Here is a 24,187-nt window from a genome sequence, read left to right as displayed (position 1 = left end):
ACCCAAAAATCACTAATTCAACTTAGCCAGTAATTGACGAATTACATCTGCATCTTTAGCATTAGGAACTTTGACTAAATAAATTTGTAGATCCTCCACCGCTTGGGAAAATTGCCCAAGTTGGTAATATAGCAAACCTCTATCTCTCAATTCTAAACTGGCTTCGGGAAACAACATCAAAATCCGTTCTACTGTTCCCAGACTCCTCTCCAAATCTTGCTGCTGAAGATAAATATACTTCAAATTCGTCAACATTCGTGCCAAAAATTGCCGATTACTCACAACCGCTAAAAACTCAGGTTTTAGAGTTACAGAGTGTTGATAAATTTGTGAAAGTCTTTCTTGACAGTCTTGGGTAAACATCACCTCACCACCATTAAAAGCATCCACAAAAATTCCTATATCTTCAACATCTGGACGAATTAGGAAATGTCCCGGCATTCCCACCCCCACCATCGGAAAATCAATCCGTTTAGCCACCTCCATATAAACTAAAGCCAAACTAATGGGAATCCCCATTTTCCGTTCAATTACATCATTTAAAAAACTATTCCGGGGATCATAATAATCAATTTTATTACCATGAAAACCCAATTCCTCGTATAAATATTGATTAATACTTTGAATAACCCGCAGCGGATACCGTGAAGATGGCAACCGTTCATCTAACTCCAGTGCCATTGTATCAATAGCATTAAGATACTCTTCCGTATCAATATCAGGATACTCTTCCTGGGCAATATACAAAGCTGCTCTGGCTAGGTTAATATACTCGTCAGGTTGTTGAATCTCCTGGTAAAAATACTGTCGTGCTGACGAGATGTTCATAAGCAATAAGGATGAAGCGACTGGAGAACAGTACAGAGTTTCTTGTACTTACTCTTATTTTAAAGCATTCAGAGGACTTGGAAATGTTTTATTTCCTTCCATATCATAGACACAGCACCTCTGTATATGCTTTCCCACTCAGAACTAGAGAAGTTACTGATACTCCACATCATAAAAAATGGTATTTTTATTAGCCTCACAAAAACTTTATATATCGACATCAGTTAAATTTACTACTTAATATGTTTGAAAGCCTTGCTGCATAAGTATTTAACGCTACCCCCCCCCCCCCGAAAATAGTAGCTTTTTCTCTCAGTGAATTTTCTGTGAAGTTACTGAAAAAGGCTTTACAGGGATTAAAAACCAGTCTTAATATGAGAAGCATTGAAGGCAACAAAAACTCGCTTACCAGGGAATAATATTATGACTATCGTAAATGTATTGACAAAGTTATCAATGGCTACCGCAGGATCAGCAGTTATCGCTCTAGGTGCAGTAGGAACAATGGAGGCAGCTAAAGCCACAACGTTATTTAATAATCGGACTGCGTTTGAAAATGACTTAAGTACATTCATTGTTGATGATTATGAAAATCCTGCCTACCAATTTATTAATAGCGATGCTTCTATGAGCAATGTATTAGGTCAAACCAAATACCAATCCACTGGATTTAATAACCTGAACATTGTATGGGAGCAATCAGCTAATAATCACGGTTACTGTGCTGGATGTAACGGTTCTTTTTTACTAGACTTCACCCAAACAACAATAGGTAATGCACTAGGGGTTTTTGGTGCAGGCTTTGATATTACACGTAGCACAGATTACTTTGCTCATGTCACCTTTGGAGATAATAGCACTCAAGACTTCTCCCTTGCAAACCAAAATTTTTGGGGTCTTACCTCTGAAAAAAGCATTAAAACACTTTATGTTGGTCTTCAAAATGGACTCTCAACTACATCTGGGTATATTACAATTGACAATTTAACCATCGGAGCTAAATCTGTTCCCGAACCCGCTTCTCTTATCGGTATCTTAGGCTTAGGTGCTTTCGGTATTACCTCACTTCGCAAACGCAAACAAGTATCCGCAGTTAAAGCTTAAATTAATTAACAATTAAATATAATTCAACCTTTGCCATGTCAACACCAGACATGGCATTTTTGTCAGAATCAGGATATTCAGGATTGAAGGATGAACAGGATAAAAACAGCGATTTTCTCACCAATTACCCATTACCAGCTTCAAGTAGATCAGGGAAAATCCTTTTTCATTCTCAGTCTGGAGACTAGGAATACTGTCCTAGAGGTTCTACCTCCCATATCTGTTCCCACCCAGAACATAGGAACAAGAGAAAATAAAATCACTATAATATAGGATGATAAATACATATCTATAATTTTGACATTTTTATTTAAATCCTGAAAGTATGAAACTACCCAACTTAGATTCCGAAACCATAGATCGCATTATAGAAATGGCCTGGGAAGATAGAACACCATTTGATGTGATAGAAAAACAATTTGGACTCTTAGAAAAACAAGTAATTGCCCTCATGAGAAGGGAAATGAAATCATCCAGCTTCCAAATGTGGAGAGAAAGAGTTACTAAACGCAAAACCAAACATTTAGAAAAAAGAGAATTTATTGCAGGTAGATTTAAATCCCAAAATCAGAAAACATAAATTCACCCAAAATATAAAATTATCTATGATTGGAATTTGGATATTAGGCGATCAACTCTCGCTACAACAAGCAGCCTTAAAAAGCTATCATCATCAGGCAAATACACCTGTAATTTTCATCGAATCATTGCATCATATCCAAATTAGACCATATCATCGGCAAAAATTAGTGTTAATTTGGTCAGCAATGCGTCATTTTGCGGCAGAATTAGCACAACTCAAATATTCAGTCACATACAAAATAGCTACAGAGTTTCAAACATCACTACAAGAATGGGTGCAAATTAATAAAATTACCGAATTACGGGTAATGATACCCAATGATAGGCCATTCACCCAGATAATTCAAAATTTACAACTACCTTGTCAAATCACCTTAATTCCTAACAATCAGTTTCTTTGGAATACAGAAGAATTTACAGATTGGGCAAAAGGTCGTAAACGCCTATTAATGGAAGATTTTTATCGAGAAGGAAGACGACGTTTCCAAATTTTAATGGCAGACAAAAAACCAATTGGGGGACAGTGGAATTTAGATAAAGAAAATCGCCAACCACCCAAAGGAAAATTACATACACCCCCAGCAAAGTGGTTTGTACCAGATGCAATTACACTTGATGTAATAGATAAAGTTAACTCTCTTTTCTGTTTAACTTATGGAGAAATAGAACCTTTTTATTGGGGAGTAAATCGTCAAGAAGCACTTCAAGTATTAGACTGGTTTATTCAACATCGTTTACCACATTTTGGTACTTACCAAGATGCAATGATAACTGGAGAAGAAACAATGTGGCACGCATTAATTTCTCCTTACTTGAATATTGGATTACTCCAACCTCTAGAAGTAATTCAAGCAGCCGAAACCGCATATAAACAACATCAACTACCCTTAAATAGTGTAGAAGGGTTTATTCGTCAAGTATTAGGTTGGCGAGAATATATGTATGGTATCTATCATTTGGTTGATGCAGAGTATGCAGATAAAAATTGGTTTAACCACACACAACCATTACCGGAATTTTTCTGGACAGGTGAAACCAAAATGAATTGTTTACACCAAATTATCACCCAGATAAAAAACACAGGTTACGCCCATCATATCCAACGCCTCATGGTATTAAGTAACTTTGCTTTGATTGCGGGAATTTCACCACAAGCTGTAGAAAATTGGTTTCATGCAGTATTTATTGATGCTTATGATTGGGTAATGCAGACAAACGTAATTGGTATGGGTTTATTTGCAGATGGAGGAGTATTAGCCTCTAAACCCTATGCCGCTTCTGCTAACTATATAAATAAGATGAGTGACTATTGTAAAAGCTGTGTTTATAACCATAAAGAACGCACAGGGGAAAATGCTTGTCCATTCAATTTCTTCTACTGGGATTTCCTGAACAGACATCGAGAAAAACTCCAAATGCAAGGACGAATTAGCTTTATTTTAAAACATCTAGATAAAATGTCTTCAGAAGAATTACAATCTATTCATCAACAAACTCAAAACTGGTGGAATATTCATAATTCTCATACCAAATAAGCGTTTCTTGTTCCCAGTCTGGAGACTAATCCTCTTCCTACTCTTTGCGCCTCTGCGTCTGGGCGTGAAAAAAAACAACTTCCATAACCACTAATAAAAAAACCGATGCTTACCCAAGATAAAAAAGATCAAAAACAAATCAACTGGAAACCCATTATCAAAAAATTTGTTGCTGTCCTCGGAGAAAAAGGAGTAGTTCAACGCAAAGAAGAACTCCTAACTTATGAATGTGACGGCTTAACCAGCTATCGTCAACGTCCCCCAGTCGCAGTATTACCCCGAACAACAGAACAAGTAGCAGAAGTTGTCAAAATTTGTAATCAATACTCCGTTCCCTTCATTGCTAGAGGTTCTGGCACAGGTTTATCAGGTGGTGCTTTACCATCAGAAAATTCCGTTTTAATTGTTACTTCCTTAATGCGACAAATCCTTAGCATTGATTTAGAAAATCAGCGGGCTGTTGTTCAACCTGGAGTCATTAATAGTTGGGTAACTCAAGCCGTTAGCGGTGCTGGTTTTTACTTTGCACCTGATCCTTCTAGTCAAATTATCTGTTCAATTGGTGGTAATATTGCCGAAAATTCAGGAGGAGTACATTGTTTAAAATATGGTGTCACCACTAACCATGTTTTAGGTTTAAAACTTGTGCTTCCTGATGGTTCAATTGTTAATGTCGGGGGACAAATTCCCGAAACACCAGGATATGATTTAACAGGTGTATTTGTCGGTTCAGAAGGAACATTAGGAATTGCTACAGAAATCACTTTAAAAATTCTCAAAAGTGCTGAATCAATTTGTGTATTATTAGCAGATTTTACCAGTGTAGAAGCTGCGGCAGCTACTGTTTCTGATATTATCAGTGCGGGGATTATTCCCGGTGGCATGGAAATGATGGATAATATTAGTATTAATGCTGTAGAAGATGTAGTTGCTACTAATTGTTATCCCCGTGATGCTACGGCAATTTTGTTAGTAGAAATTGATGGTTTAGATATAGAAGTTTCTGCCAATAAACAGCGGGTAACAGAAATTTGTAAACAAAATGGGGCGCGAAATGTAACTACTGCTAGTGACCCAGAAACTAGATTAAAATTATGGAAAGGTAGAAAAGCAGCTTTTGCAGCAGCGGGGCATATCAGTCCAGATTATTATGTACAAGATGGGGTAATTCCTCGCACTCAGTTAACTTATGTACTTAAGGAAATTGAGAGGTTAAGTCAAAAATATGGTTATTCAATTGCTAATGTTTTTCATGCTGGTGATGGTAATCTACATCCACTAATTTTATTTGATAATTCTATACATGGAGAATTGGAAAAAGTAGAAGAATTGGGTGGAGAGATCCTGAAACTATGTGTAAAAGTTGGTGGTAGCATTTCCGGTGAACATGGTATTGGTGCTGATAAAAAATGCTATATGCCGGATATGTTTAGTGAAGCTGATTTGGAAACTATGCAATGGGTAAGACAGGTTTTTAATCCCCAAGGTTTAGCAAATCCTGGCAAGATTTTTCCCACACCACGGACTTGTGGAGAAGCTGCTAAGGCATCTATTCAGAGTTTCCCTGGTGTGGAAAGATTTTAAGTTAATTGTCGTTGGGGCAAGGGAACAGGGAACAGGGAATAGGGAATAGGGAATAGGGAACAGGAAGAAAGTTTTGGGCAATTCTTTAAATTTTTCTGTTCACCTACTTACAAAATTTGGTGTTGCTGATTAAGAGTATGATTTTGTTTCACGCAGAGGCGCAGAGTCTACAGAGAGTAAGAGTTTGAAATCATTGATTTTTGAATTTCATACCCTAATTCAGCAACGCCATTTTTGTGCCATTTTCAGTGTTTTATCAAAAAATATTTATATCTTTATGTAATCCCTACAAGAAATTGGGATTTTGTAGTTATATGGATATTAGCAACTTAGTTTATTGAAGAAATGAATTGTGTATTACGGCGATTTTTTGGGTATTTTCTAGGTTTAGGATTTGTAATCAGTTTAACAATATTTCCATTTTCTGCAAGTCCTAATTATACTCAAAATTCTCAACCTGTAACTACGGAAATTCGTGGTGTGTGGCTGACTAATGTTGCTAGTGGTGTGTTTTATGTGCCTTGGGGAATTGAACGGGCAATAAATCAATTAAAAGCACTCAATTTTAATACTATTTATCCAGTAGTTTGGAATAGGGGTTACACTTTTTATAAAAGTCCTTTAGCGAAAAGTGTTACAGGTTCAGATAGTCAACCTTTGCTCAATTTTGTGCATAGAAAAAATGATTTTTTAACAAAGTTAGTCACATTAGCTAGAAGTAAAGATTTGACGATCATTCCTTGGTTTGAATATGGGTTAATGACTCCCCGTAACTCTGCTTTAGCTAAAGCACATCCAGAATGGTTGACTATTGGCCAAAAGGGTATAGAGTCTATCTCGGAAAATTTGATAGAAGATATTAATAATGGGACTTCTCAACAATCTTGGTTAAATCCTTTGCATCCTCAAGTCCAGAATTTTATTCAAGGTTTAATTTTAGAAGTTGTTAAAAATTATAATGTAGATGGAATTCAAATTGATGATCATTTTGGAATGCCTGTACAGTTTGGTTATGATACTTTTACTGTGCAACTTTATCAAAAAGAACATCAAGGAAAAAAACCGCCTACTAATCCTTTTGATGAAAAATGGATGCGCTGGAGGGCAGATAAAATTACTGCGTTTATGACAAGTATATCTAAGTCTGTGAAGAAAATTAAGCCCTATGCCAAAATATCTCTTTCTCCTAATTCACAATATTTTGCTTATAAATATTATTTACAAGATTGGGAAAATTGGATCAAACAAGATTTGCTAGATGAGTTAATTTTACAAGTATATCGGACTGATAAAAAATCTTTTATTACAGAAATATCAAAACCTGCTATTCAATTGGCTATGAATAAAATTCCTGTAAGTATTGGGATATCAACGGGGACTTTATCAAAACCTGTGGATATTACTAAAGTTCAGGAACAGATAGAAATAGTCCGCAATCGAGATTTTGCGGGTTTCACTTTTTTCTATTGGGAAAGTTTATGGGGTTATATTACGCCTGAATCACCTTATCAGCGTCGTCAAGCTTTTTTAAAGATGTTTAATACTAAAGCTCTCAGACCATTAAATTTAAAGAAGTTATAATGCAATTATCATCTGTGAAAGTTAAATACAGAACTATAGATTTTACCTGTCAATGGATTTTTGCAACTTTATTGGGGTTTGTATGTAGTTTATTGATGGTTGAAATTAGTGAACAACCAGATATGGGGATTCTAGAAGCTGCTATGGGTAGTTTAGCGATCGCTCTCCCCCAAAGTTATCTCCTCAGAAAAACCATTACACCTGTAAAATGGATATTATCTACTATTCTTGCTTGGGTGATTATTGCGGGAATTGATATTGGTGTTTTGGGTTGGACTGTTGCTAGTGCTAATTTTTTCCCTATGCGGATTTTAGGCGGAATTATTACTGGTGGAATTGGTGGTTTATTAATTGGTATATCACAATGGTGGTTAGCTATACCGCCCTCATTTCCTAGCGGTTGGAAATGGGTATTTGTAAATATTGTGAGTTGGATGGTAGCTATACCTATGGGTTCATCTATAGGCTTATTTTTACGCCACATTACTAATTTATTTTTCGGGGAAATTGTGGGATTAGCTATTACTTGGTTATTGGTGGCATTATTAACAGGAGTTGCTGCTAAAAGAATTATTAAAGATTTATAATAAACTTGGTGATTGGGAGGAGAAGAGGAAAATATGCTTCTTTCTGATAGCGCAGCGTGGTGTAAACCATACTCCTGAATGGGCGCAGGCCCTGCGCCCCTACTTCCTGACTCCTGCTGTATTCAATTACATAGTGCTATATAATTATCTTTGGTTTTTGATTTTAAATTGTGATGACTATACCTAATTGGATTACTTTCTCTCGACTTTTAGGAATACCTTTTCTACTTTATGGGTTATATAATCCTACAAATGAAGCTAGATGGATTTGTTTGACTATATTTTTAATTGCAGCATTAACTGATTGGTTAGATGGATATTTAGCCAGAAAGCTGAACCAAATTAGTGAATTAGGTAAATTTCTCGATCCTTTGGTTGATAAATTATTGGTACTTGCACCATTATTAGTATTAGTAGAATTAGGAAAAATTCCCGCTTGGGCAGTGTTTGTAATTTTAGCACGGGAATTAGCGATCGCTGGTTGGCGAGTTAATCAAACTACTATCACTGGCGCAAATATTTGGGGTAAACTGAAAACCATCAGTCAAATCGTGGCTATATCTCTACTTATTGCCCCTTTATCACCAATTTGGCAAACTCCTATTTTAATTGCCTTTTGGGTATCTGTAGCATTAACAATTATTTCCGGAATAATTTATTTAATTCCTCAAAAAGTCAGTGAGTAAATTATCTAGATCCCCGAAGTCGGGGATCTATTCAATGGAGATTAAAACCGATAATTGGCGCTGAAATATAAACCATCATCTTGAGCATTTGTTCCCCTATCTTTGAGGTTAATCAGGGGAATACCATAATCTATTCTCAAATTCAGGTTCGGAATGGGTTGAAATAATATTCCTAGTCCTGTACCTGCTAAAAACTTTTGAGACTGTAATAGATTGGGATTGTTATCTACATTCCAAATGTATCCTAAATCAACAAAAGGCATGACTTGTAACATAGGATTACCAGATGCGTCTTTTTGGACTGTGATTCTGTCCTCTAAAGAAAATTTGATACCGTTGTCACCAGCGCGAGCATTTTGCCGATAACCGCGCACAGATTGACCGCCACCGATGATATATTGCTGGGATGGTAATAAAGCATTGGGAGTCAGTTGGATTTCGGCTTGAGCAATTAAGAGATTATCCGCGCTAAGGCGTTGGACTCGCTGGACTTGTGCTAACCAACTAAAAAAGCGACCATCAGGAACGGGATTAGGGTTGCTTGTGGCATCAAATAGACCTGTACCTAAACTAAAGAGCGATCGCATAGCCCAAGCACCTTTAGTATCTCTTCGCACATAATCTTGACCGAATTTCAAGACACGAGTCCGACTATTACCTTGAGTATCTGGACCAAAACCAAAAGGTGTGGGACCGGCAAAAGTAAAGGTTTGACCATCTTGATAACTAAAACCGGCAAATAGGGCAAATTCTTCTCGGAGCGATCGCACTAATGGCTGTCTATAACTAATTTCATATAGTTCAGATTCTCCGCGAATATTTAAAGCTTTAAATCTCGGTTCAATGACTTGATTATTATTAATAGAAGTCCGCAATTGCAAAGTCCCATTCATCGCATTCAGCGGGACTTTATAGGTAAAATCATAAATATTGGCAGCTCCTTTAGTAGTGAAATAATAGGCAATCCCTAATTCATCACCCATCCCCGTCAAATTACGATGGGTAGCACTCAAACCCAATCTTTCTGAACCTACACTAGGAGGAGAATAATTATCAATGCTGACATTGGCATCAAAAGGGTTAGCTTCTGTGACGCGCACCATTAAAATACTTTGACCGACACCAGTTCCCGGCTGCAAACTGGCTTCTACATTAGAGAGGAGAGGATCTGTGCGTAATATCTTTAATTGCTCTTCTAATTTAGCTGTAGAGAGAGGTTTACCAGTTCCCAAAGCTATGCGCGATCGCACATAATTAGGATTTAAACGCTTAGTTCCTTGAATTTCAATTTTTTCTAAACTACCTTCAATTACCTGAATTTTCACAATTCCATCGGTAACTTTTTGATCTACCAATACCGCCCTAGATGTAATGTAACCCTGATTTAAATACAATTGGGTAATAGCATCAACAACTTTTTGTAGTTCCGCAAAAGTCACAGCCCGTCCTTCTACGGGTTGAATAATCGGGTTTAATGCTGCTGATTGAAAGAGGGTATTACCGACAACTTCAATTTTCTGAACTTGAATAGTTTGATCATTAGTAGGTTCTGAAGATTCTGGAGTCGGACTAGGTTGAAGAGGGGGTTGTTGTTCTGGTTCTAGAGGTGCTGGTATCGGTAGAGACTGAGGAAATCTATCTTGGTTGGAATCTCCGCCAGGATTTGGCGCTTGAGCAAGACTAGAATATACAAAAGTAACCAAAACTATACCCAAAGCCGAAAACCCGCAAAAACTGATTTTACAAGCTATTTGCAGGAAAGTAGGAAGTTTCATAATTAGATTACTATACAGCTATGAATTATCAATTGATACATTTAGCAGTCCTCAATACTCTATCAAGGACTGCCAATTTTGAATAGCTATTGTCAATTTTTACAACTATCATCTACACAGTATACTGATTCATAGGTTAGCGATCGCTTACCAAACAACCTATAGCGGTTATCCCGAATTTGTTCATAAAATCTATCTCCTGCCCATTTCATCCCCGGTAACGCCCGATAAGCCTCTACAAATACACTTCCCAGCGGTAATAATCGCCCAATTTCCTCAGCCGCATTACTACCTTGCCAGCGTCTTTCCATGTCATTACCATCAATTAACATCATTCCCTGTTGACAATCTGTAGAAGTAATTTCCCATTGGGATAATGTCTGCTCATCTTGCATGGGAACGTAGCGAAAAAGTTTTCCTTGATCTAAAGTTTCCAACAACTGCACTAAAGTCACACAAAGATTGCAGTTGCCATCATAGATTACATAGTAATTCATAAAATTAGCCCCTATAGTATCCTTTTGGTAAGTATCTTACTTTTCAGTGCGTACTTGTTAATTTATCTGTACATACTTTACTATATAAAAAGTTAAAAAACTACTTCCAGTTTCGCAATTCCTCAATCCCACGTATTTTTAATAAAAAGGTAAAATCATGTCTCAAACTACAATTAATTATGTGATTCACCATGGAGATTCCCGATTTCATAGTCAAATTGACTGGTTAAATAGTTATCATACATTTTCCTTTAGTCATTTCTATGATCCAAAACGGATGGGATTTCGTTCTTTACGAGTTATTAATGATGATCGCATTGCTGCTGGTGCAGGATTTCCTACCCATGGACATAAAGATATGGAAATTCTCACTTACGTTTTATCAGGTGCAGTCGAACATAAAGATAGTTTAGGTACAGGTTCGGTAATTCTTCCTGGTGAAGCACAAGTTATGAGTGCAGGTTCTGGCATTATGCACAGTGAATTTAACCCCTCACAAACTGAAGAATTACACTTATTACAAATCTGGATTTTACCAAATCAGCAAGGCATAAAACCTAGATATGAACAAAAAGCTTTTCCACTGACAGAAAAGCAGGGAAAACTACGTTTAATTGCAGCGGAAGATGGACGTGATGGGGCTGTAACTATTCACCAAGATGTATCTTTATATGTGGCCAATTTAGTAGAAGGAGATGTTATTAATTATCATCTTCCCAATAATCGTTATGCTTGGTTACAAATAGCCAAAGGAGAAGTAAATTTCAATCACCATGAATTGCAAGCAGGAGATGGAGTAGAAATTACTGGAGAAGAAAAATTAATAATTAGCAGTAATTCAACAGCAGAAATATTACTGTTTGATTTAGGTTAGTATTCTGACTATCAATTTAATTTTTGCATCTAAAATTGGAGATTTAAGTAATGAATAATATCAATCTTTTCACACCTGTTAAATTGGGAAATTATCCTCTGCCTAATCGAATTGTTATGGCACCAATGACTCGGTTACGAGCTATTAACAATATCCCAAATTCTTTAATGGCAACTTATTACGCTCAACGTGCCACTGCTGGTTTAATAGTCACAGAATGCACAATGGTTTCACCTTTGAGCGTAGGATACCTCAACTGTCCGGGAATTTACACAGAAGAACAAATGGACGGATGGCGGTTAGTAACAGATGCTGTCCATGCCGAAGGAGGCAGAATTTTTCTGCAATTATGGCATTCTGGCAGGGTTTCTCATCCATCCTTGCTAGGTGGAGAATTGCCTGTTGCTCCGAGTGCGATCGCTGGTATTGGTTCTCTACATTCATCTATTGGCAAAGTATCTCTAGAAACACCCAGAGCTTTAGCAACAGAGGAAATTACTGCAATCGTTGAGGAATTTCGCCAAGCTGCCAAAAATGCCTTAGAAGTTGGTTTTGATGGTGTTGAACTGCATGGTGCTTTCGGTTATTTAATTGATCAATTTTTACAAGATGGTTCTAATCAACGTAGTGATAAATATGGTGGTTCAATTGAAAATCGCAGTCGCTTTCTTTTAGAAGTAGTAGATGCTGTGGCTAGTATTTGGGGTGAAAACCGTGTGGGTATTAAGCTTTCACCAAGTAATACATTTTACGGAATGCAAGACTCAAATCCCCAAGCAACATTTAGCTATATTATCAATGCCCTTAATTCCTTTGATTTAGCTTATCTTCACCTCATGGAAGCAAACGAAGTTGATTTAGCAAACCGTGATGTTATGAAAAACCTCACACCTTATTTCCGGCAAATATTTCAAGGTACTTTGATTACTAATGGTGGTTATGATCGCAGCACAGGTGATCAAATTCTTAGTAGTAATAATGCTGATTTAGTATCTTTTGGTAAACTATTTATAGCTAATCCAGATTTACCAAAACGCTTAGAAATTAACGCCCCATTAAATCAAATAGATCCCAAAACCATGTATGCAACTGATTCCCAAGGGTATACTGATTACCCCAGCTTATAATTTCATCAAAACTGCATAAAATCTGGTTGATAATTATCCTGAAATAATTAAAAAATCTGGATAATTTAAAATGTGCTAATCACTATATGACTAATATTTGATTTTTGAAAAAAACCGTAGGATGGGCAATGCCCACCAAAACCTTACCACGATTGGTATTACCTATACTACTTAACAATTTTCAACTGTCATTTATGATTTATAGCATTGTATCAGAATTTATCCAATACTCGAATTTTTGGCTTATTTAACCAAACCTTAAAGTCTGTGTTTTAATATTAGGCAATAACCTCTCATCGGCAGTCACAAATTATGGATTTATCAAATTTTACTACACTACAAAATTTAGAATCTGCCTTTGGTGGCGAATCCATGGCAAATCGTAAATACTTGTTTTTTGCAGCAGTAGCACGTAAACTAGGTTTTTCTGATTTAGCGAAGCTTTTTAAAGAAACAGCAGATCAAGAAACTGAACACGCTTTTGCACATTTTGAGTTATTACATCCAGAACTTGTAGTTAAAGATGCCGCAGTTTTAACTGAAGAACAAAAACGGGAAATAATCTCTCGCTGTTTATCTTTAGCGATAGAAGGGGAAACCTATGAATACACTACAATGTATCCTGAATTTGCTGCTGCTGCCGAAAGCGATCGAGATCATCCCGCAGCGGAAGAATTTCTCAAACAAGCTCAAGAATCTAGTGATCACGCTAACACATTTCGCTCTGCCGCCCACCGTTTTGGGTTACTCAAATTCATTGAAAATTATCACGCAGATCGCTACACTGAAGCCTTAGAAGTATTAAATGGTGGAGAAGCAGTAACTAGAGTTGCAGGTGAAAATCCTCAAACTCAAAAATGGATTTGTAGACAATGCAGCATGATTTATGATCCTGTTACTGGTGATCCAGATTCAGGGATTGCACCTGGTACAGCGTTTGCAGATATTCCTGATGATTGGAGTTGTCCTATTTGCGGTGCTACTAAAAAGACTTTTAAACCCCTAGAAGAAAAAGTTGTTGCTCAAAACAAGTAAAACTCTTATAGGGTGGGCATTTTAACCATCCTGATCATCCAAATTAAAAGTTAATCCCTCTTCCCCTATAATGTATAAAATATGGAAGGGGGATTTCTGGAGTTAATATGCCAAAAATAAAAAAAATATACAGACTAGAAGAGTATTCTCTACAAAATATACTATATCATTCTATTGCTCCTCTCATGGCTATACTCTTCATTCTTTCTGGTGATTGGGTATCGGCTTGTTTTTGTTTATTAACAGGTCTATTAATTAGTCTTTTATGGTTAGATATTGATAATTGTCATGAAGTGCTAACCTGTAATTTTAATTCCTCATTGCGTTGTATTACTTTAAAACAACGAAATTCATTTTCTCATGGAGTGCTGGAATTCCCTCTAGATGAAATTGAAACGGTATTGATTAAATCTCGTAATTCTACTTTTAACGTTAAAACCCGATTCGGTAAAAATGTCCAAATAGATAATCAGTTTTACTGGATTGTGATAGTTCTAAATTCCGGTAAATCCCAGCGGTTAACTTATTATGAAACCACACTATTTAGTTGTAAACAGCAAATGGTTGATCATATTACATTTCTAAAAGACAATTCATGAAATTAATAATTATGATGATGATTTGAGTGACTTGTATCACACAACTAGAGTGTTTAATAATTGTATTTTAATGCAAACTACAATTGTTAAGTAATGAAGTTAAACTTAAAACTTATATTATTTCGTTCGGCATTAATAACAGTATTAGCTTTAGTTTACTACGGAACTGCACAATTTTCTCGAATTCTCGCGTCTACTCCCCAAAATGTTGCCCCAGTTTGGCCACCTGATGGTTTTGCTGCTGCTGCTATGTTAATTTTCGGGTATTGGATTTGGCCAGGAGTGTTAATTGGTTCGTTTCTAGCGAATATTTGGGCATTTATCAATACACATAATCTAGTTACGCTGATTTCTTCAATTTTACAGGTATTAGGAATCGCTATCGGTACAACTTCTGGCACAGTCTTAGGTAGTTTTCTACTTCGTAAATTAGTCGGTACACAATCTCCCTTAGAACGACTAAGTGATGTGATCAAATTTTTAATATTAACAGGGATGATTGGACCAATTATCAATGCAACTGCGGGAGTTACAGCATTAACATTAGGGGGAAAAGTAGCTGTTACTAGCTATACCGAAGTATGGACAACTTGGTGGATATCTAACGTAGCTGGAATCTTTATTTTTACTCCTGTATTGCTCAGTTGGGGAGAGTTATTTCAAGAATATTCATCAACTAATAAACACAAATTTCAATTTGAATTAAAAACACCAATTTTTTGGAAAATTGCTGAAGCTTTTCTATTACTAAAAATTGTACTTGTTATCAGTGATCATGCCTTCTTTAGTACCTATGTGATCGAGTATATGCTCATTCCCTGTTTGGTTTGGGCAGTTTTTCGCTTTGGGAAAATAGGTGCTACTAACTTAATTTTAATTGTAGCTGTAATTGCTGTTTTAGGAACAGTGAGAGGATTAGGAGCATTTAATCGGGTTAACTTAAATGAATCCCTCTCATTACTACAATGTTTTATTGGAGTAATAGTTTTGACAACACTTGTATTAAATGCTGTGATTTCTGAAAAGAAAGAAGCTATATTAATACTCAAAAATTCGCAGATCCAATTATTAGATAAATCTTCAGAACTTCAGCAAACAGCCGCAATTTTAGAGCGCCAAAAGGAACAACTTATTCAGCAAAATTTAGAATTACAAGTAGCTAAACAAGCGGCTATAGATGCTAATCGTTCTAAAAGTAAATTTCTCACAAATATGAGTCATGAACTACGGACACCATTAAATGGTATTTTAGGGATTGCTCAGATTTTTCAAGATTTACCAAAATTAACAAATGAAGAAAAAGAAGATATTCAGATTGTTTATCAATCAGGGTTACATTTATTGACTTTGATTGATGATATTTTAGATATTTCTAAAATAGAAGCTGGCAAAATGGAACTAGAAGCTCGAAATTTTAACTTTCCTAATTTTCTGAAAGGGATAGTAGAAATTTGTCGTTATTCTTCATTGGAAAAAAATATTATTTTTAACTGTCAATTTGATTCAGAAATACCTGTGATTATTCATGCTGATGAAAAACGATTCAGACAGATTTTGTTAAATTTAATTGGCAATGCTATTAAATTTACAGATACAGGAGAAGTAAAGTTTATTGTAAATTTTATTAGCCAAACACCAAATAACGAATCATTTGACTTGACTAGAATTAAGTTACAAATCATAGATACAGGTGTCGGTATTAGCCCTGACAAATTAACAAAAATATTTTTGCCTTTTGAACAAGTAGGAGAAAATAAATTCAAATCTCAAGGGACAGGATTAGGTTTAGCAATTAGTCAAAAACTAGTAAAAATGATGGGAGGTGAGATTAAAGTTAGTAGTAAATTATCTCAAGGAAGTATATTTAGTTTAGAACTAGATTTCTTAACCCCATTAAATCAAGGATTTCCAAACATAGAAGAACCAAAAAATAAATTTGATGCTAATTTCTCCCAAAAATTTCCTTTAAGAATCCTAATTGCTGAAGATAATATTATTAATCAGAAAATCGCCACAAAATTATTTCAAAAACTAGGATATCAAGTAGATATTGCCAATAATGGGGTTGAGGCATTGAAGTCATTAAAACAAGAAATGTATGATGTTATTTTTATGGATATCCAAATGCCAGAATTAGATGGTATCGAAACAACAAAAGCAATTTATCAAGAATGGGGTGAAACTAACCGCCCTTATATTATTGCTATGACTGCTAACGCAATGCTATCAGATAGGGAACACTGTTTATCTGTTGGTATGGATGATTTTATTTCTAAACCTGTAAAAGTAGAAGTAATTATAGAATCAATTCAAATCCTGCAACGAAGACGTTTTTATTGCCGAAGTCAGAAGTCACAGGTTTAGCAAAAAGTACCCAAAAAAAGAGAGTGGGAGGAGGCATTACCAAGCGCCTTTCTCTCCCACTCTACCATTTGCTGCTGAAGCGTTTAGGAATTTATTCATACAGACGATAACCGTTAAATTAGGGGGGTAATTTGCAGGTTAACGATAACGCCTATATTTAGCAGGTATTCCTATGCAGCAAATACTAATTCTATTTATTTTTAGGACAATCTCTACAAGATGATGATGTTAATTGATTCAGCTTCTTAACAACTCCCTTGTTTTCGCTTGTCTAATATAATTTAGCCTGCTTCCTGATGTGATGGTTGCCAATTTGGCATTTATTTTTATTTTTTTTGATTGTTCAGTCCTAACATTTTTTTACCTACATTTTTGTGAGATAATTAACAGGGGGTCACACCCAGCACCCCTAGTATGACTTGATTTTACGGACTTTTAAGGCATTAGATCTATAACGATAAAACCGATTTTAAAATATTCTTATAATCTAAAATCAAGATTTTCAGGATGAGGGGTGAAACCCTTCATTAGTCTATTAACAGTATTCTCAATCTAGCATTGAGGCTATATCAATTTAAATTGTTAACTCTATGCCTCCAGCGGCAAAATCAGCATTGGTGTGATGAGAAAATTCATGGGTAGCTATAGTTGTCAACATTGCCAAAGCTAAGGTGAGATGCGGCTGTTGTCTGTGATGACTTGATACTAGCTGCTAATTAGTTTTTAATTTTTAATTCCCCATGAGGTGAATATCGTGTGTTCAGTTACAGTTATCAGTCAGCAAATTAAGTCACAATAGCGGTTAATAAGAGAAAATACAGAAGTGAGAATTAATCAAATGTAATTTGACCTGATTTGATTGTTAACTGCTTATATAAGTAGGTGAACAGAAAAATTTAAAGGTATGTGAAGAAAAGTCAAATCGCCCAAAACTCTCTTCCTGTTCCCTGTTCCCTGCGATGCACTGAGCTTGTCGTGGCGTAAGCCATAGTGTTCCCTTGCCCCAACGACAATTTTTAACGCCCACCTACTTAGATATAGAGTTTCATTTCTATACCATTTCCGGGAAGTGCTGTATCTACAATTCAATAGTTCGTTCTCAATTGTTGATTGATAACTGATATGTAGTCCCTGATATAAATATTATGTTGTTGTTGCATGAAACCTCGAATTATTGTTTGTGGCTTAGGGCGTACTGGATATAAAATATTTCGATTACTCAGACAACAAGGTGCTTTAGTTGTGGGTATTCATCACAAACCTATTTCTGGAGAAACTGCTGCTAATGTGATTGTCGGTGAGTTATATGAAGCTTCTATATTACAAGCAGCGGGAATTGAAGAAGCACATACTTTAGTAATAGCAACTTCAGATGATGAGCTAAATTTGTCAATTATGATGCAAGCACGGGTACTTAATCCCCAGATTCGGATTATTAACCGTTTTTATAATACAAATTTAGGTGAACGTCTGGATCAAACTTTGGCAAATCATTTAAGTATGAGTGTTGTTGGTTTGGCTGCTCCAGTATTTACCTTTGCGGCTTTGGGAAATAAGGCGATTGGACAAATTAAATTACTTCAACAAACTTGGCCAATTCAGGAAGAATATATTCACGAAAATCATCCTTGGAAAGGAAAGAAATTGAGTGATTTATGGGAAGATCCCTCGCGGATGCTAATTTATTATGTCCCAATAGAAGGAAAACTCAATTTAGTATCTGCGGTTTTATCAGAACAACAGTTAAGGGTAGGCGATCGCTTAATTATTGGCGCTCAACCCCGCATCCGTCAACCGCGTAAATCGTTGATGAATAGGCTGCTCAAAGTTATTTCTAATATCCGCCAGTTTCAAAAACACGCCCAATCAGTTGTTGTGATGGCAATTGTCTTATTAGTAATTATTTTAATAGCTACATTTACATATTATCTTAGCACTAAATTAAATACTTCTTTTATAGATTCTTTGTATTTTGCTGTAGGCATGATTACGGGGGCTGGAGGTAATGATAAAGTTGTAGAACACGCTCCCGACAGTATTAAATTCTTTACTGTCATCATGATGTTAGTAGGAGCAGCGGTGTTCGGGATTTGGTATGCTATGCTCACCGATTTTGTTTTAGGTACACGTCTCAAGCAATTTTGGGATGCTGCCAGAATTCCCCAACGTCATCATTATATTGTTTGTGGCTTGAGTGGGATTGGTATCCGCATAGTTCAACAACTTCATCACAGTGGCCATGAAGTAGTCGTAATTGAAACAGATGTAAATAACAGATTTGTGAATACTGCTAGAGGGATGAGTATTCCTATCATTCTGGCTGATGCCAGTTTTCGCGCCACTTTACAAGCCAGTAATATTCATACCGCTACCGCAGTTTTAGCTGTGACTAGTAATGATGCGACAAATTTGGAAATTGCTCTGAAAGCTAAGGCTTTAGCACCTCAAATTCCTGTGATTGTCAATTATGCTGATCCTGATTTTGCGGGTATGGCACAACAGGTATTTGATTTTGAAGCCGTACTCAGTCCGGCTGAACTAGCCGCTCCGGCTTTTGCTGCCGCTGCTTTGGGTGGTAGAATTATTGGTAATGGCATTATTGCTGATAGTTTATGGGTGGCTTTCGCCACGGTAATTACACCCATACACCCTTTTTGTGATGAATGGGTGAAAGATGTGGCCAAGTTTGCGGATTTTGTGCCTTTGTATGTGGAAATCAACAACGAAACTGTTCAAGGCTGGGATTTATTAGAAACTATTCTTAGCCCTGGAGATGTTCTTTATCTAACCATGCCTGCTACCAGATTAAATCAGTTATGGCGAGAAGAAGGACGGGGTATGGGAGTTTAATTTGCTGTTGAAATCTCTAATTTTTCTGATAATTTTTATGGGTTTCAAACATTGGGAAATTCAGTTGTAGGCGATCGCATAAAGCTGAGTTTCGCTATAACTACTATATAATTATGAATATGTTCATCAGTACCACTGCTCAGTTAAAAACTTTATTTATATTCTGTACAACGGAGATCCAGATATGGTACAGCAACTTACACCACCAGAAATCAAACCAGAAATCATCTACCCTGACAGTGACGGCAACCCCATGTCTGATAATACTAAACAATATCAATGGATTGTTAAAATTAAAGAAAATTTAGAAATATTATTCGCCCCAAATAATGATGTATTTATAGCTGGTGATTTACTTTGGTATCCCGTAGAAGGAAATGTAAAAATCCGCCAAGCACCTGATGTAATGGTGGTTTTTGGTAGACCAAAAGGTGATAGAGGTTCTTATAAACAATGGCAAGAAAATAATATTCCTCCTCAAGTGGTATTTGAAATTCTTTCACCAGGAAATAGTACCAAAGAAATGGCGAAAAAAATCCTATTTTATCAACGTTATCGGGTAGAAGAATATTATATATATAATCCAGATACAATCGAATTAACAGGATTTCTCCTTGAAAAAGAATGTTTTGAGGCAATTGAAGAAATCAATGGTTGGGTAAGTCCGCGTTTAGGAATTCGTTTTGAATTAACACCAGACAATTTAGAAATTTCTTATCCTGATGGTAGTAAGTTTCTCACATCTGTAGAATTACATCAACGAGCCGAACAAGAATATCAACGAGCGGAACAGGAAAAGCAAAGAGCAGAACAGGAATACCAACGGGCAGAACAAGAACGGCAAAATTATCAAGACCTATTAGCAAAATTAGCAGCCAAAGGTATTGATATCAATAACCTGTAAAAAATTGAATGTAGGTTGGGTTGACGCAAGGAAACCCAACATTATGAAATCAAAAATAGTTAAGTAGTGGTGCAAAATAAATTATATACCTCATCACTCTATAGGAAACCCAGGAATAATTATGTCAATTTCCTGCATTAGTTGTAAAGTTTCTGTTAAAGCAATAACGATTTTTTGATAATGGGTAATTTCCTCGTTAGATAATTCTCGCTTGGCGTTTTTTCTGTCTCTTAGCCATTTATCTAATACCTGATATCCACCAATTTTAAATTCCCAGATATGTGAGGGAATATCTGTAAAATAACTCTGTTTATTGATATAAACTCTGTGCAATTCTGCATTATAGGTAACTTCACTAACTTGATTATCTCCTATTCTTTGATATGTTGTAATTAAATTCTTGAATATATCCGATTTCATTAAATGTAAATTAACTAATTTTTCTCCTTTGATAGCTAATTCGTTAAATAGGTTTTCGTTACTAGTTAAGGGAAGATGTGGAAAATCTATTTTCAGAAATTCAGCATAGCGAGTGCGATAAGTGGGACTATGAAATATTGCATAAGCATAGTAAAATATTTGTTCTGGAGTTGGTATTTTACCCAGTTTAGTTTTAATAGCTTCTAAGAATTTTGTGGATAAATTAGGAGTTTTTTCTAGGAAAAGGTTAGTTTGTTGATTTTCTGTATTTGGATAAGTGTACAGTGGAAAAATACTTGGTCTTCCTCTATTACTAAAAAAACTACGATTATCAGCAATTGTATTAGAAACCATAAAATGCGTATATTGATTATCTCCTGAAGCTACTTGTCTCATTAATAATAAACCTAAATTATCTTGAATTAAATTATTTAAAACTTTTTCTTGCATCCTTCTTAAAATACTGTGATAATAGGTAAATCTTATATCAAATGGTCGGTAGTAAATAGGTTTAATTAATTCTTGGTTTAAACCGTCTCTTACAAGTAGTAAACGAGATTTAAAAAAGTTCCAGTTAGGAGAATCGGCAATTTTATAAATTTCAGCTATATCTTGATCCAAAACACTATCATTGCATAATTTTTGCAGAAATTGTAATAATGTATCTCGTTCAAAAGCAATTAAAACATCATCTTTACCTGTTTCTATAACATTAGAGTAAACTGAAAATATATCTTGAACACTCCATAAACTTTGATATTCTTGTTCTATGTCTAGGGAGAAAATTCTAGGTTTAAAAAAGTAATTAGGTGCAGTAGGTTGTACCTCTATCCAATCAACATTATCTAAACTTGCAGATTCTAAAAAATTATATTTATCCTCACGATTTCCCCATAAATCATAATATAATACCTTAGCCTTTTCCTTAATACCATCTCTGGATTTATAAGCAGTAGAACCATAATCAGGTTTACTTTTTTCGCGCACAGCAATTAAAATAGCCACACCTTGTTGAATATCAAAAACATTTTGATCAATATTTCCCTCTGGTGTAGTTTCCTTTAATAAAGAATTACCATGTAAATCCATAATATATAAAGTATCAAAATATTTTAATAATTCCTCCCTCATTCCTCGATGAATTAAACCATTAAGATAGGAATGATTAGTAATAAAACCAATAATACCCGCATTATGACTATTATTTTCTATTTGATATTGGGCAAATCTAAGAAATTTGATATAATCATCATCCAAAGGTTGAATATTTTTCTCACCTTCTAATCTTACCCTACCTTTATATAATTCTAAAAGTTCCCCAATGTGGGTTAATTCCGTAATAGTTTTACCTACTTTACCGGTTTTATAAATCCTACTCCACACTGAACCAGTGTATTCCACATCTGCTAAATATTTTTCATCTTGATTTAAGATTCTCTTGCGTTTACTAGCATTTTGAGAACTGACAGAATAGGGAGGATTTCCTAATACTACAGTAATGGGAATTTCTGTTTTTACCTTTGCTGCTTGACTTGATTCTTCCGCGATAATTTGGGTAATTCCTGGGATTAAATCACCTTGTTTTATTCCTTCTTGCAACGCATTAGTTAAATATATTTTTAATCTTTCATTTGGTGCAAATTTATAGTTTAAATATCCCAGTAATACACCTATTTTTAAATGTGCTATGGTATAAGGAGTCATTAATAACTCAAAACCAAAAAGACGATTTAAAAGTTCTGTATCTCTTAATAAATTATGCAAACCACGAACATCATATTTAGCAAAATTATGACAAATTTGTTGAATAACTGCATATAAAAATGTTCCTGTTCCTGTTGCGGGATCAAGAATTGTTACTCTTCTGTTTCCTAAACCATATTCTAAATCAAAAATTTTTCTATCTACTAAAATATCATTCACAGCACGCACAATAAATTTAACAACAGGTTCAGGAGTATAATAAACTCCGCGACTTTTTCTTAATGATGCTTGATAAGCAGCTAAAAACGTTTCATAAAAGTGAATTACTGGATCTTGTGTGCGGGTTTCTCGACCAAAATTTTCTAAAATATTGGTCATATCTATCCTGTTAAATAATTCAATTAAATTCTCAATAGATTTGTGAATTTTACTAACACTACCAGTTCCTAAAACTAAATCAAATAAACCTTTTAAAAAAGGAATTCTATCACTAATATAAATACTGGCTGTAGTGCGATTAAATATTAATTCTAGAGCGTTTTCTGTATGACCAATTTTTGCAGTAAATAACCCATAAGCAATAGTTTGGGCGTACATATCCGCAAATTTATCATTATCTATATCTAACAAGAGTAATTTTTTAAATGTTTCTTTTAGGCGATTTAATTCCTCTGTAGGATCTTCTATTAATAAAGATAATTCAATGGCATTTCTAATAGTTTTAGTATAAGCAGCCATTTCTTTAGCCAAATCATAATAATTATTAATATCTTTGGCTTTTTGGTTAAGAAATGATTGTAATAATTCTGTGATAGGTTGTAAATTATCAACTAGAGTAATTTCTCCTTGTTCCAAAGTAGCTAATTCAGCGATTTTTTCACATTCTCCATCTACATACCAACGGAATTGTAGATAATTAGTTAAAATGAAGTTATAACCTATATTTGATTCTAAATAACGTTTAATTTGCTGTTCATTTTGTTTGTCTAATTTAGTGATATTGATATTAATATCTTTAGCTTCTATATATCCCACAACGCGCTCATTTTTTCTGATAGTTAAATCGGGTATTCCTGCTTGATTACCTTTTTCTTCTACTATGGTATTAATGCCAACTTCTAAACCTTCTATTAAACTTTGTAAACTGGAGTAGTGGCTACGTTCTCCACCATGTTTAATATTTTTCTGTAGGTTTTGGATATAATGATTAAAATTAGACATAATTTTAAGTGATTTTCATGAATATTAACTTAGGACTTACGCAAAAACCCTCAAACTCTGATTTATCCGTATTCTCTGCGTCCTCTGCGTCCTCTGCGGTTCATTATTCCCTAACTTTTGCGTAAGTCCTATTAATATCAAAAATATCCCAACCTGAATGAATTTTAAAGTTTAATTTATATTTAACTGTCACATTTATCACTCAAAAAAAATTCCTAGTGAAAACCCCATTGACACCATCAAAAAAAACTGTTATTATGATTTTGATCAGGAAGAACTATCTTTATCGTATAAACACGACAAGTTATAACGAATATTGTCTAAATTAGA

General features: G+C 35.1%; 17 protein-coding genes and 1 pseudogene. 14 read left to right on the top strand and 4 right to left on the bottom strand.

Features of this window, described 5'->3' with window-relative positions:
- Positions 1-12 precede the first annotated feature (12 nt).
- Positions 13-828, bottom strand: a complete 816-nt coding sequence (locus FJR04_RS17020) for a SirB1 family protein (protein WP_168496897.1) — start codon at positions 826-828, stop codon at positions 13-15.
- A gap of 999 nt (positions 829-1,827) precedes the next feature.
- Here FJR04_RS17020 and FJR04_RS26665 point away from each other — a divergent pair.
- The 7 genes and pseudogenes from FJR04_RS26665 to pgsA all read left to right on the top strand — a co-directional run.
- Positions 1,828-1,932, top strand: a pseudogene (locus FJR04_RS26665) (PEP-CTERM sorting domain-containing protein); the annotation flags it as partial.
- Between the two features lie 325 nt (positions 1,933-2,257).
- A complete protein-coding gene (locus tag FJR04_RS17010) occupies positions 2,258-2,512 on the top strand; it encodes a TIGR03643 family protein (RefSeq protein WP_168496893.1) in 255 nt (84 codons plus the stop codon).
- A 25-nt stretch (positions 2,513-2,537) separates the two neighbouring features.
- Positions 2,538-4,049, top strand: coding sequence for a cryptochrome/photolyase family protein (locus tag FJR04_RS17005; protein ID WP_168496891.1), 1,512 nt, complete (start codon positions 2,538-2,540; stop codon positions 4,047-4,049).
- A 105-nt stretch (positions 4,050-4,154) separates the two neighbouring features.
- A complete protein-coding gene (gene glcD / locus FJR04_RS17000; RefSeq protein ID WP_168496889.1) occupies positions 4,155-5,633 on the top strand; it encodes a glycolate oxidase subunit GlcD in 1,479 nt (492 codons plus the stop codon).
- Positions 5,634-5,978: 345 nt separating this feature from the next.
- On the top strand, positions 5,979-7,214 hold the full coding sequence (locus FJR04_RS16995; protein WP_168496887.1) for a glycoside hydrolase family 10 protein: 1,236 nt from the start codon (positions 5,979-5,981) through the stop codon (positions 7,212-7,214).
- Positions 7,214-7,801, top strand: a complete 588-nt coding sequence (locus FJR04_RS16990) for a hypothetical protein (protein ID WP_168496885.1) — start codon at positions 7,214-7,216, stop codon at positions 7,799-7,801. Before FJR04_RS16995 ends, FJR04_RS16990 begins: the two co-directional genes overlap by 1 nt.
- A gap of 173 nt (positions 7,802-7,974) precedes the next feature.
- The gene (gene pgsA, locus FJR04_RS16985; protein WP_168496883.1) at positions 7,975-8,487 is read left to right on the top strand and encodes a CDP-diacylglycerol--glycerol-3-phosphate 3-phosphatidyltransferase; all 513 of its coding nucleotides are present in this window, start codon (positions 7,975-7,977) and stop codon (positions 8,485-8,487) included.
- Between the two features lie 41 nt (positions 8,488-8,528).
- Here pgsA and FJR04_RS16980 read toward each other — a convergent pair whose 3' ends face one another.
- Together FJR04_RS16980 and FJR04_RS16975 are read right to left on the bottom strand one after the other, a co-directional pair.
- The gene (locus FJR04_RS16980; protein WP_168496881.1) at positions 8,529-10,262 is read right to left on the bottom strand and encodes a ShlB/FhaC/HecB family hemolysin secretion/activation protein; all 1,734 of its coding nucleotides are present in this window, start codon (positions 10,260-10,262) and stop codon (positions 8,529-8,531) included.
- A gap of 92 nt (positions 10,263-10,354) precedes the next feature.
- Positions 10,355-10,759, bottom strand: coding sequence for a thiol-disulfide oxidoreductase DCC family protein (locus tag FJR04_RS16975; RefSeq protein WP_168496879.1), 405 nt, complete (start codon positions 10,757-10,759; stop codon positions 10,355-10,357).
- Positions 10,760-10,916: 157 nt separating this feature from the next.
- Here FJR04_RS16975 and FJR04_RS16970 point away from each other — a divergent pair, with 157 nt between their 5' ends.
- The 7 genes from FJR04_RS16970 to FJR04_RS16940 all read left to right on the top strand — a co-directional run bounded on the left by FJR04_RS16970 (position 10,917) and on the right by FJR04_RS16940 (position 20,512).
- Positions 10,917-11,633, top strand: coding sequence for a pirin family protein (locus tag FJR04_RS16970; protein ID WP_168496876.1), 717 nt, complete (start codon positions 10,917-10,919; stop codon positions 11,631-11,633).
- Positions 11,634-11,683: 50 nt separating this feature from the next.
- Positions 11,684-12,760, top strand: coding sequence for an alkene reductase (locus FJR04_RS16965; RefSeq protein ID WP_168496875.1), 1,077 nt, complete (start codon positions 11,684-11,686; stop codon positions 12,758-12,760).
- Positions 12,761-13,072: 312 nt separating this feature from the next.
- Positions 13,073-13,795: a rubrerythrin family protein gene (locus tag FJR04_RS16960; protein WP_168496873.1), complete on the top strand. Its 723-nt coding sequence runs from the start codon at positions 13,073-13,075 to the stop codon at positions 13,793-13,795.
- Positions 13,796-13,902: 107 nt separating this feature from the next.
- Positions 13,903-14,394, top strand: coding sequence for a hypothetical protein (locus FJR04_RS16955; RefSeq protein WP_168496871.1), 492 nt, complete (start codon positions 13,903-13,905; stop codon positions 14,392-14,394).
- Between the two features lie 93 nt (positions 14,395-14,487).
- Positions 14,488-16,758: an MASE1 domain-containing protein gene (locus FJR04_RS16950; protein ID WP_168496869.1), complete on the top strand. Its 2,271-nt coding sequence runs from the start codon at positions 14,488-14,490 to the stop codon at positions 16,756-16,758.
- 1,158 nt (positions 16,759-17,916) lie between these two features.
- A complete protein-coding gene (locus tag FJR04_RS16945; RefSeq protein WP_168496867.1) occupies positions 17,917-19,608 on the top strand; it encodes a TrkA family potassium uptake protein in 1,692 nt (563 codons plus the stop codon).
- 184 nt (positions 19,609-19,792) lie between these two features.
- Complete coding sequence (locus FJR04_RS16940) at positions 19,793-20,512, top strand: Uma2 family endonuclease (protein ID WP_168496865.1); 720 nt, start codon at positions 19,793-19,795, stop codon at positions 20,510-20,512.
- A 93-nt stretch (positions 20,513-20,605) separates the two neighbouring features.
- Here FJR04_RS16940 and FJR04_RS16935 read toward each other — a convergent pair whose 3' ends face one another.
- The gene (locus tag FJR04_RS16935; protein ID WP_168496863.1) at positions 20,606-23,857 is read right to left on the bottom strand and encodes a type ISP restriction/modification enzyme; all 3,252 of its coding nucleotides are present in this window, start codon (positions 23,855-23,857) and stop codon (positions 20,606-20,608) included.
- Between the last annotated feature and the right edge of the window lie 330 nt (positions 23,858-24,187).

This window comes from Anabaena sp. UHCC 0204, from assembly GCF_009711975.1.
Taxonomy (GTDB): Bacteria; Cyanobacteriota; Cyanobacteriia; order Cyanobacteriales; family Nostocaceae; genus Dolichospermum.
The sequence above is the reverse complement of the archived record's forward strand: the minus strand, read 5'-3'. Positions and strand labels throughout refer to the sequence as shown.

Bases quoted from the DNA above. Each gene is read 5' to 3' on its own strand.
- FJR04_RS17010 (WP_168496893.1), top strand. From the start codon at position 2,258: ATGAAACTACCCAACTTAGATTCCGAAACCATAGATCGCATTATAGAA.
- FJR04_RS16970 (WP_168496876.1), top strand. From the start codon at position 10,917: ATGTCTCAAACTACAATTAATTATGTGATTCACCATGGAGATTCCCGA.
- glcD (WP_168496889.1), top strand. From the start codon at position 4,155: ATGCTTACCCAAGATAAAAAAGATCAAAAACAAATCAACTGGAAACCC.
- FJR04_RS16955 (WP_168496871.1), top strand. From the start codon at position 13,903: ATGCCAAAAATAAAAAAAATATACAGACTAGAAGAGTATTCTCTACAA.
- FJR04_RS16995 (WP_168496887.1), top strand. From the start codon at position 5,979: ATGAATTGTGTATTACGGCGATTTTTTGGGTATTTTCTAGGTTTAGGA.
- FJR04_RS16940 (WP_168496865.1), top strand. From the start codon at position 19,793: ATGGTACAGCAACTTACACCACCAGAAATCAAACCAGAAATCATCTAC.
- FJR04_RS16935 (WP_168496863.1), bottom strand. From the start codon at position 23,857: ATGTCTAATTTTAATCATTATATCCAAAACCTACAGAAAAATATTAAA.
- FJR04_RS16965 (WP_168496875.1), top strand. From the start codon at position 11,684: ATGAATAATATCAATCTTTTCACACCTGTTAAATTGGGAAATTATCCT.
- FJR04_RS16980 (WP_168496881.1), bottom strand. From the start codon at position 10,262: ATGAAACTTCCTACTTTCCTGCAAATAGCTTGTAAAATCAGTTTTTGC.
- FJR04_RS16975 (WP_168496879.1), bottom strand. From the start codon at position 10,759: ATGAATTACTATGTAATCTATGATGGCAACTGCAATCTTTGTGTGACT.
- FJR04_RS17005 (WP_168496891.1), top strand. From the start codon at position 2,538: ATGATTGGAATTTGGATATTAGGCGATCAACTCTCGCTACAACAAGCA.
- pgsA (WP_168496883.1), top strand. From the start codon at position 7,975: ATGACTATACCTAATTGGATTACTTTCTCTCGACTTTTAGGAATACCT.
- FJR04_RS17020 (WP_168496897.1), bottom strand. From the start codon at position 828: ATGAACATCTCGTCAGCACGACAGTATTTTTACCAGGAGATTCAACAA.
- FJR04_RS16945 (WP_168496867.1), top strand. From the start codon at position 17,917: ATGAAACCTCGAATTATTGTTTGTGGCTTAGGGCGTACTGGATATAAA.
- FJR04_RS16950 (WP_168496869.1), top strand. From the start codon at position 14,488: ATGAAGTTAAACTTAAAACTTATATTATTTCGTTCGGCATTAATAACA.
- FJR04_RS16960 (WP_168496873.1), top strand. From the start codon at position 13,073: ATGGATTTATCAAATTTTACTACACTACAAAATTTAGAATCTGCCTTT.
- FJR04_RS16990 (WP_168496885.1), top strand. From the start codon at position 7,214: ATGCAATTATCATCTGTGAAAGTTAAATACAGAACTATAGATTTTACC.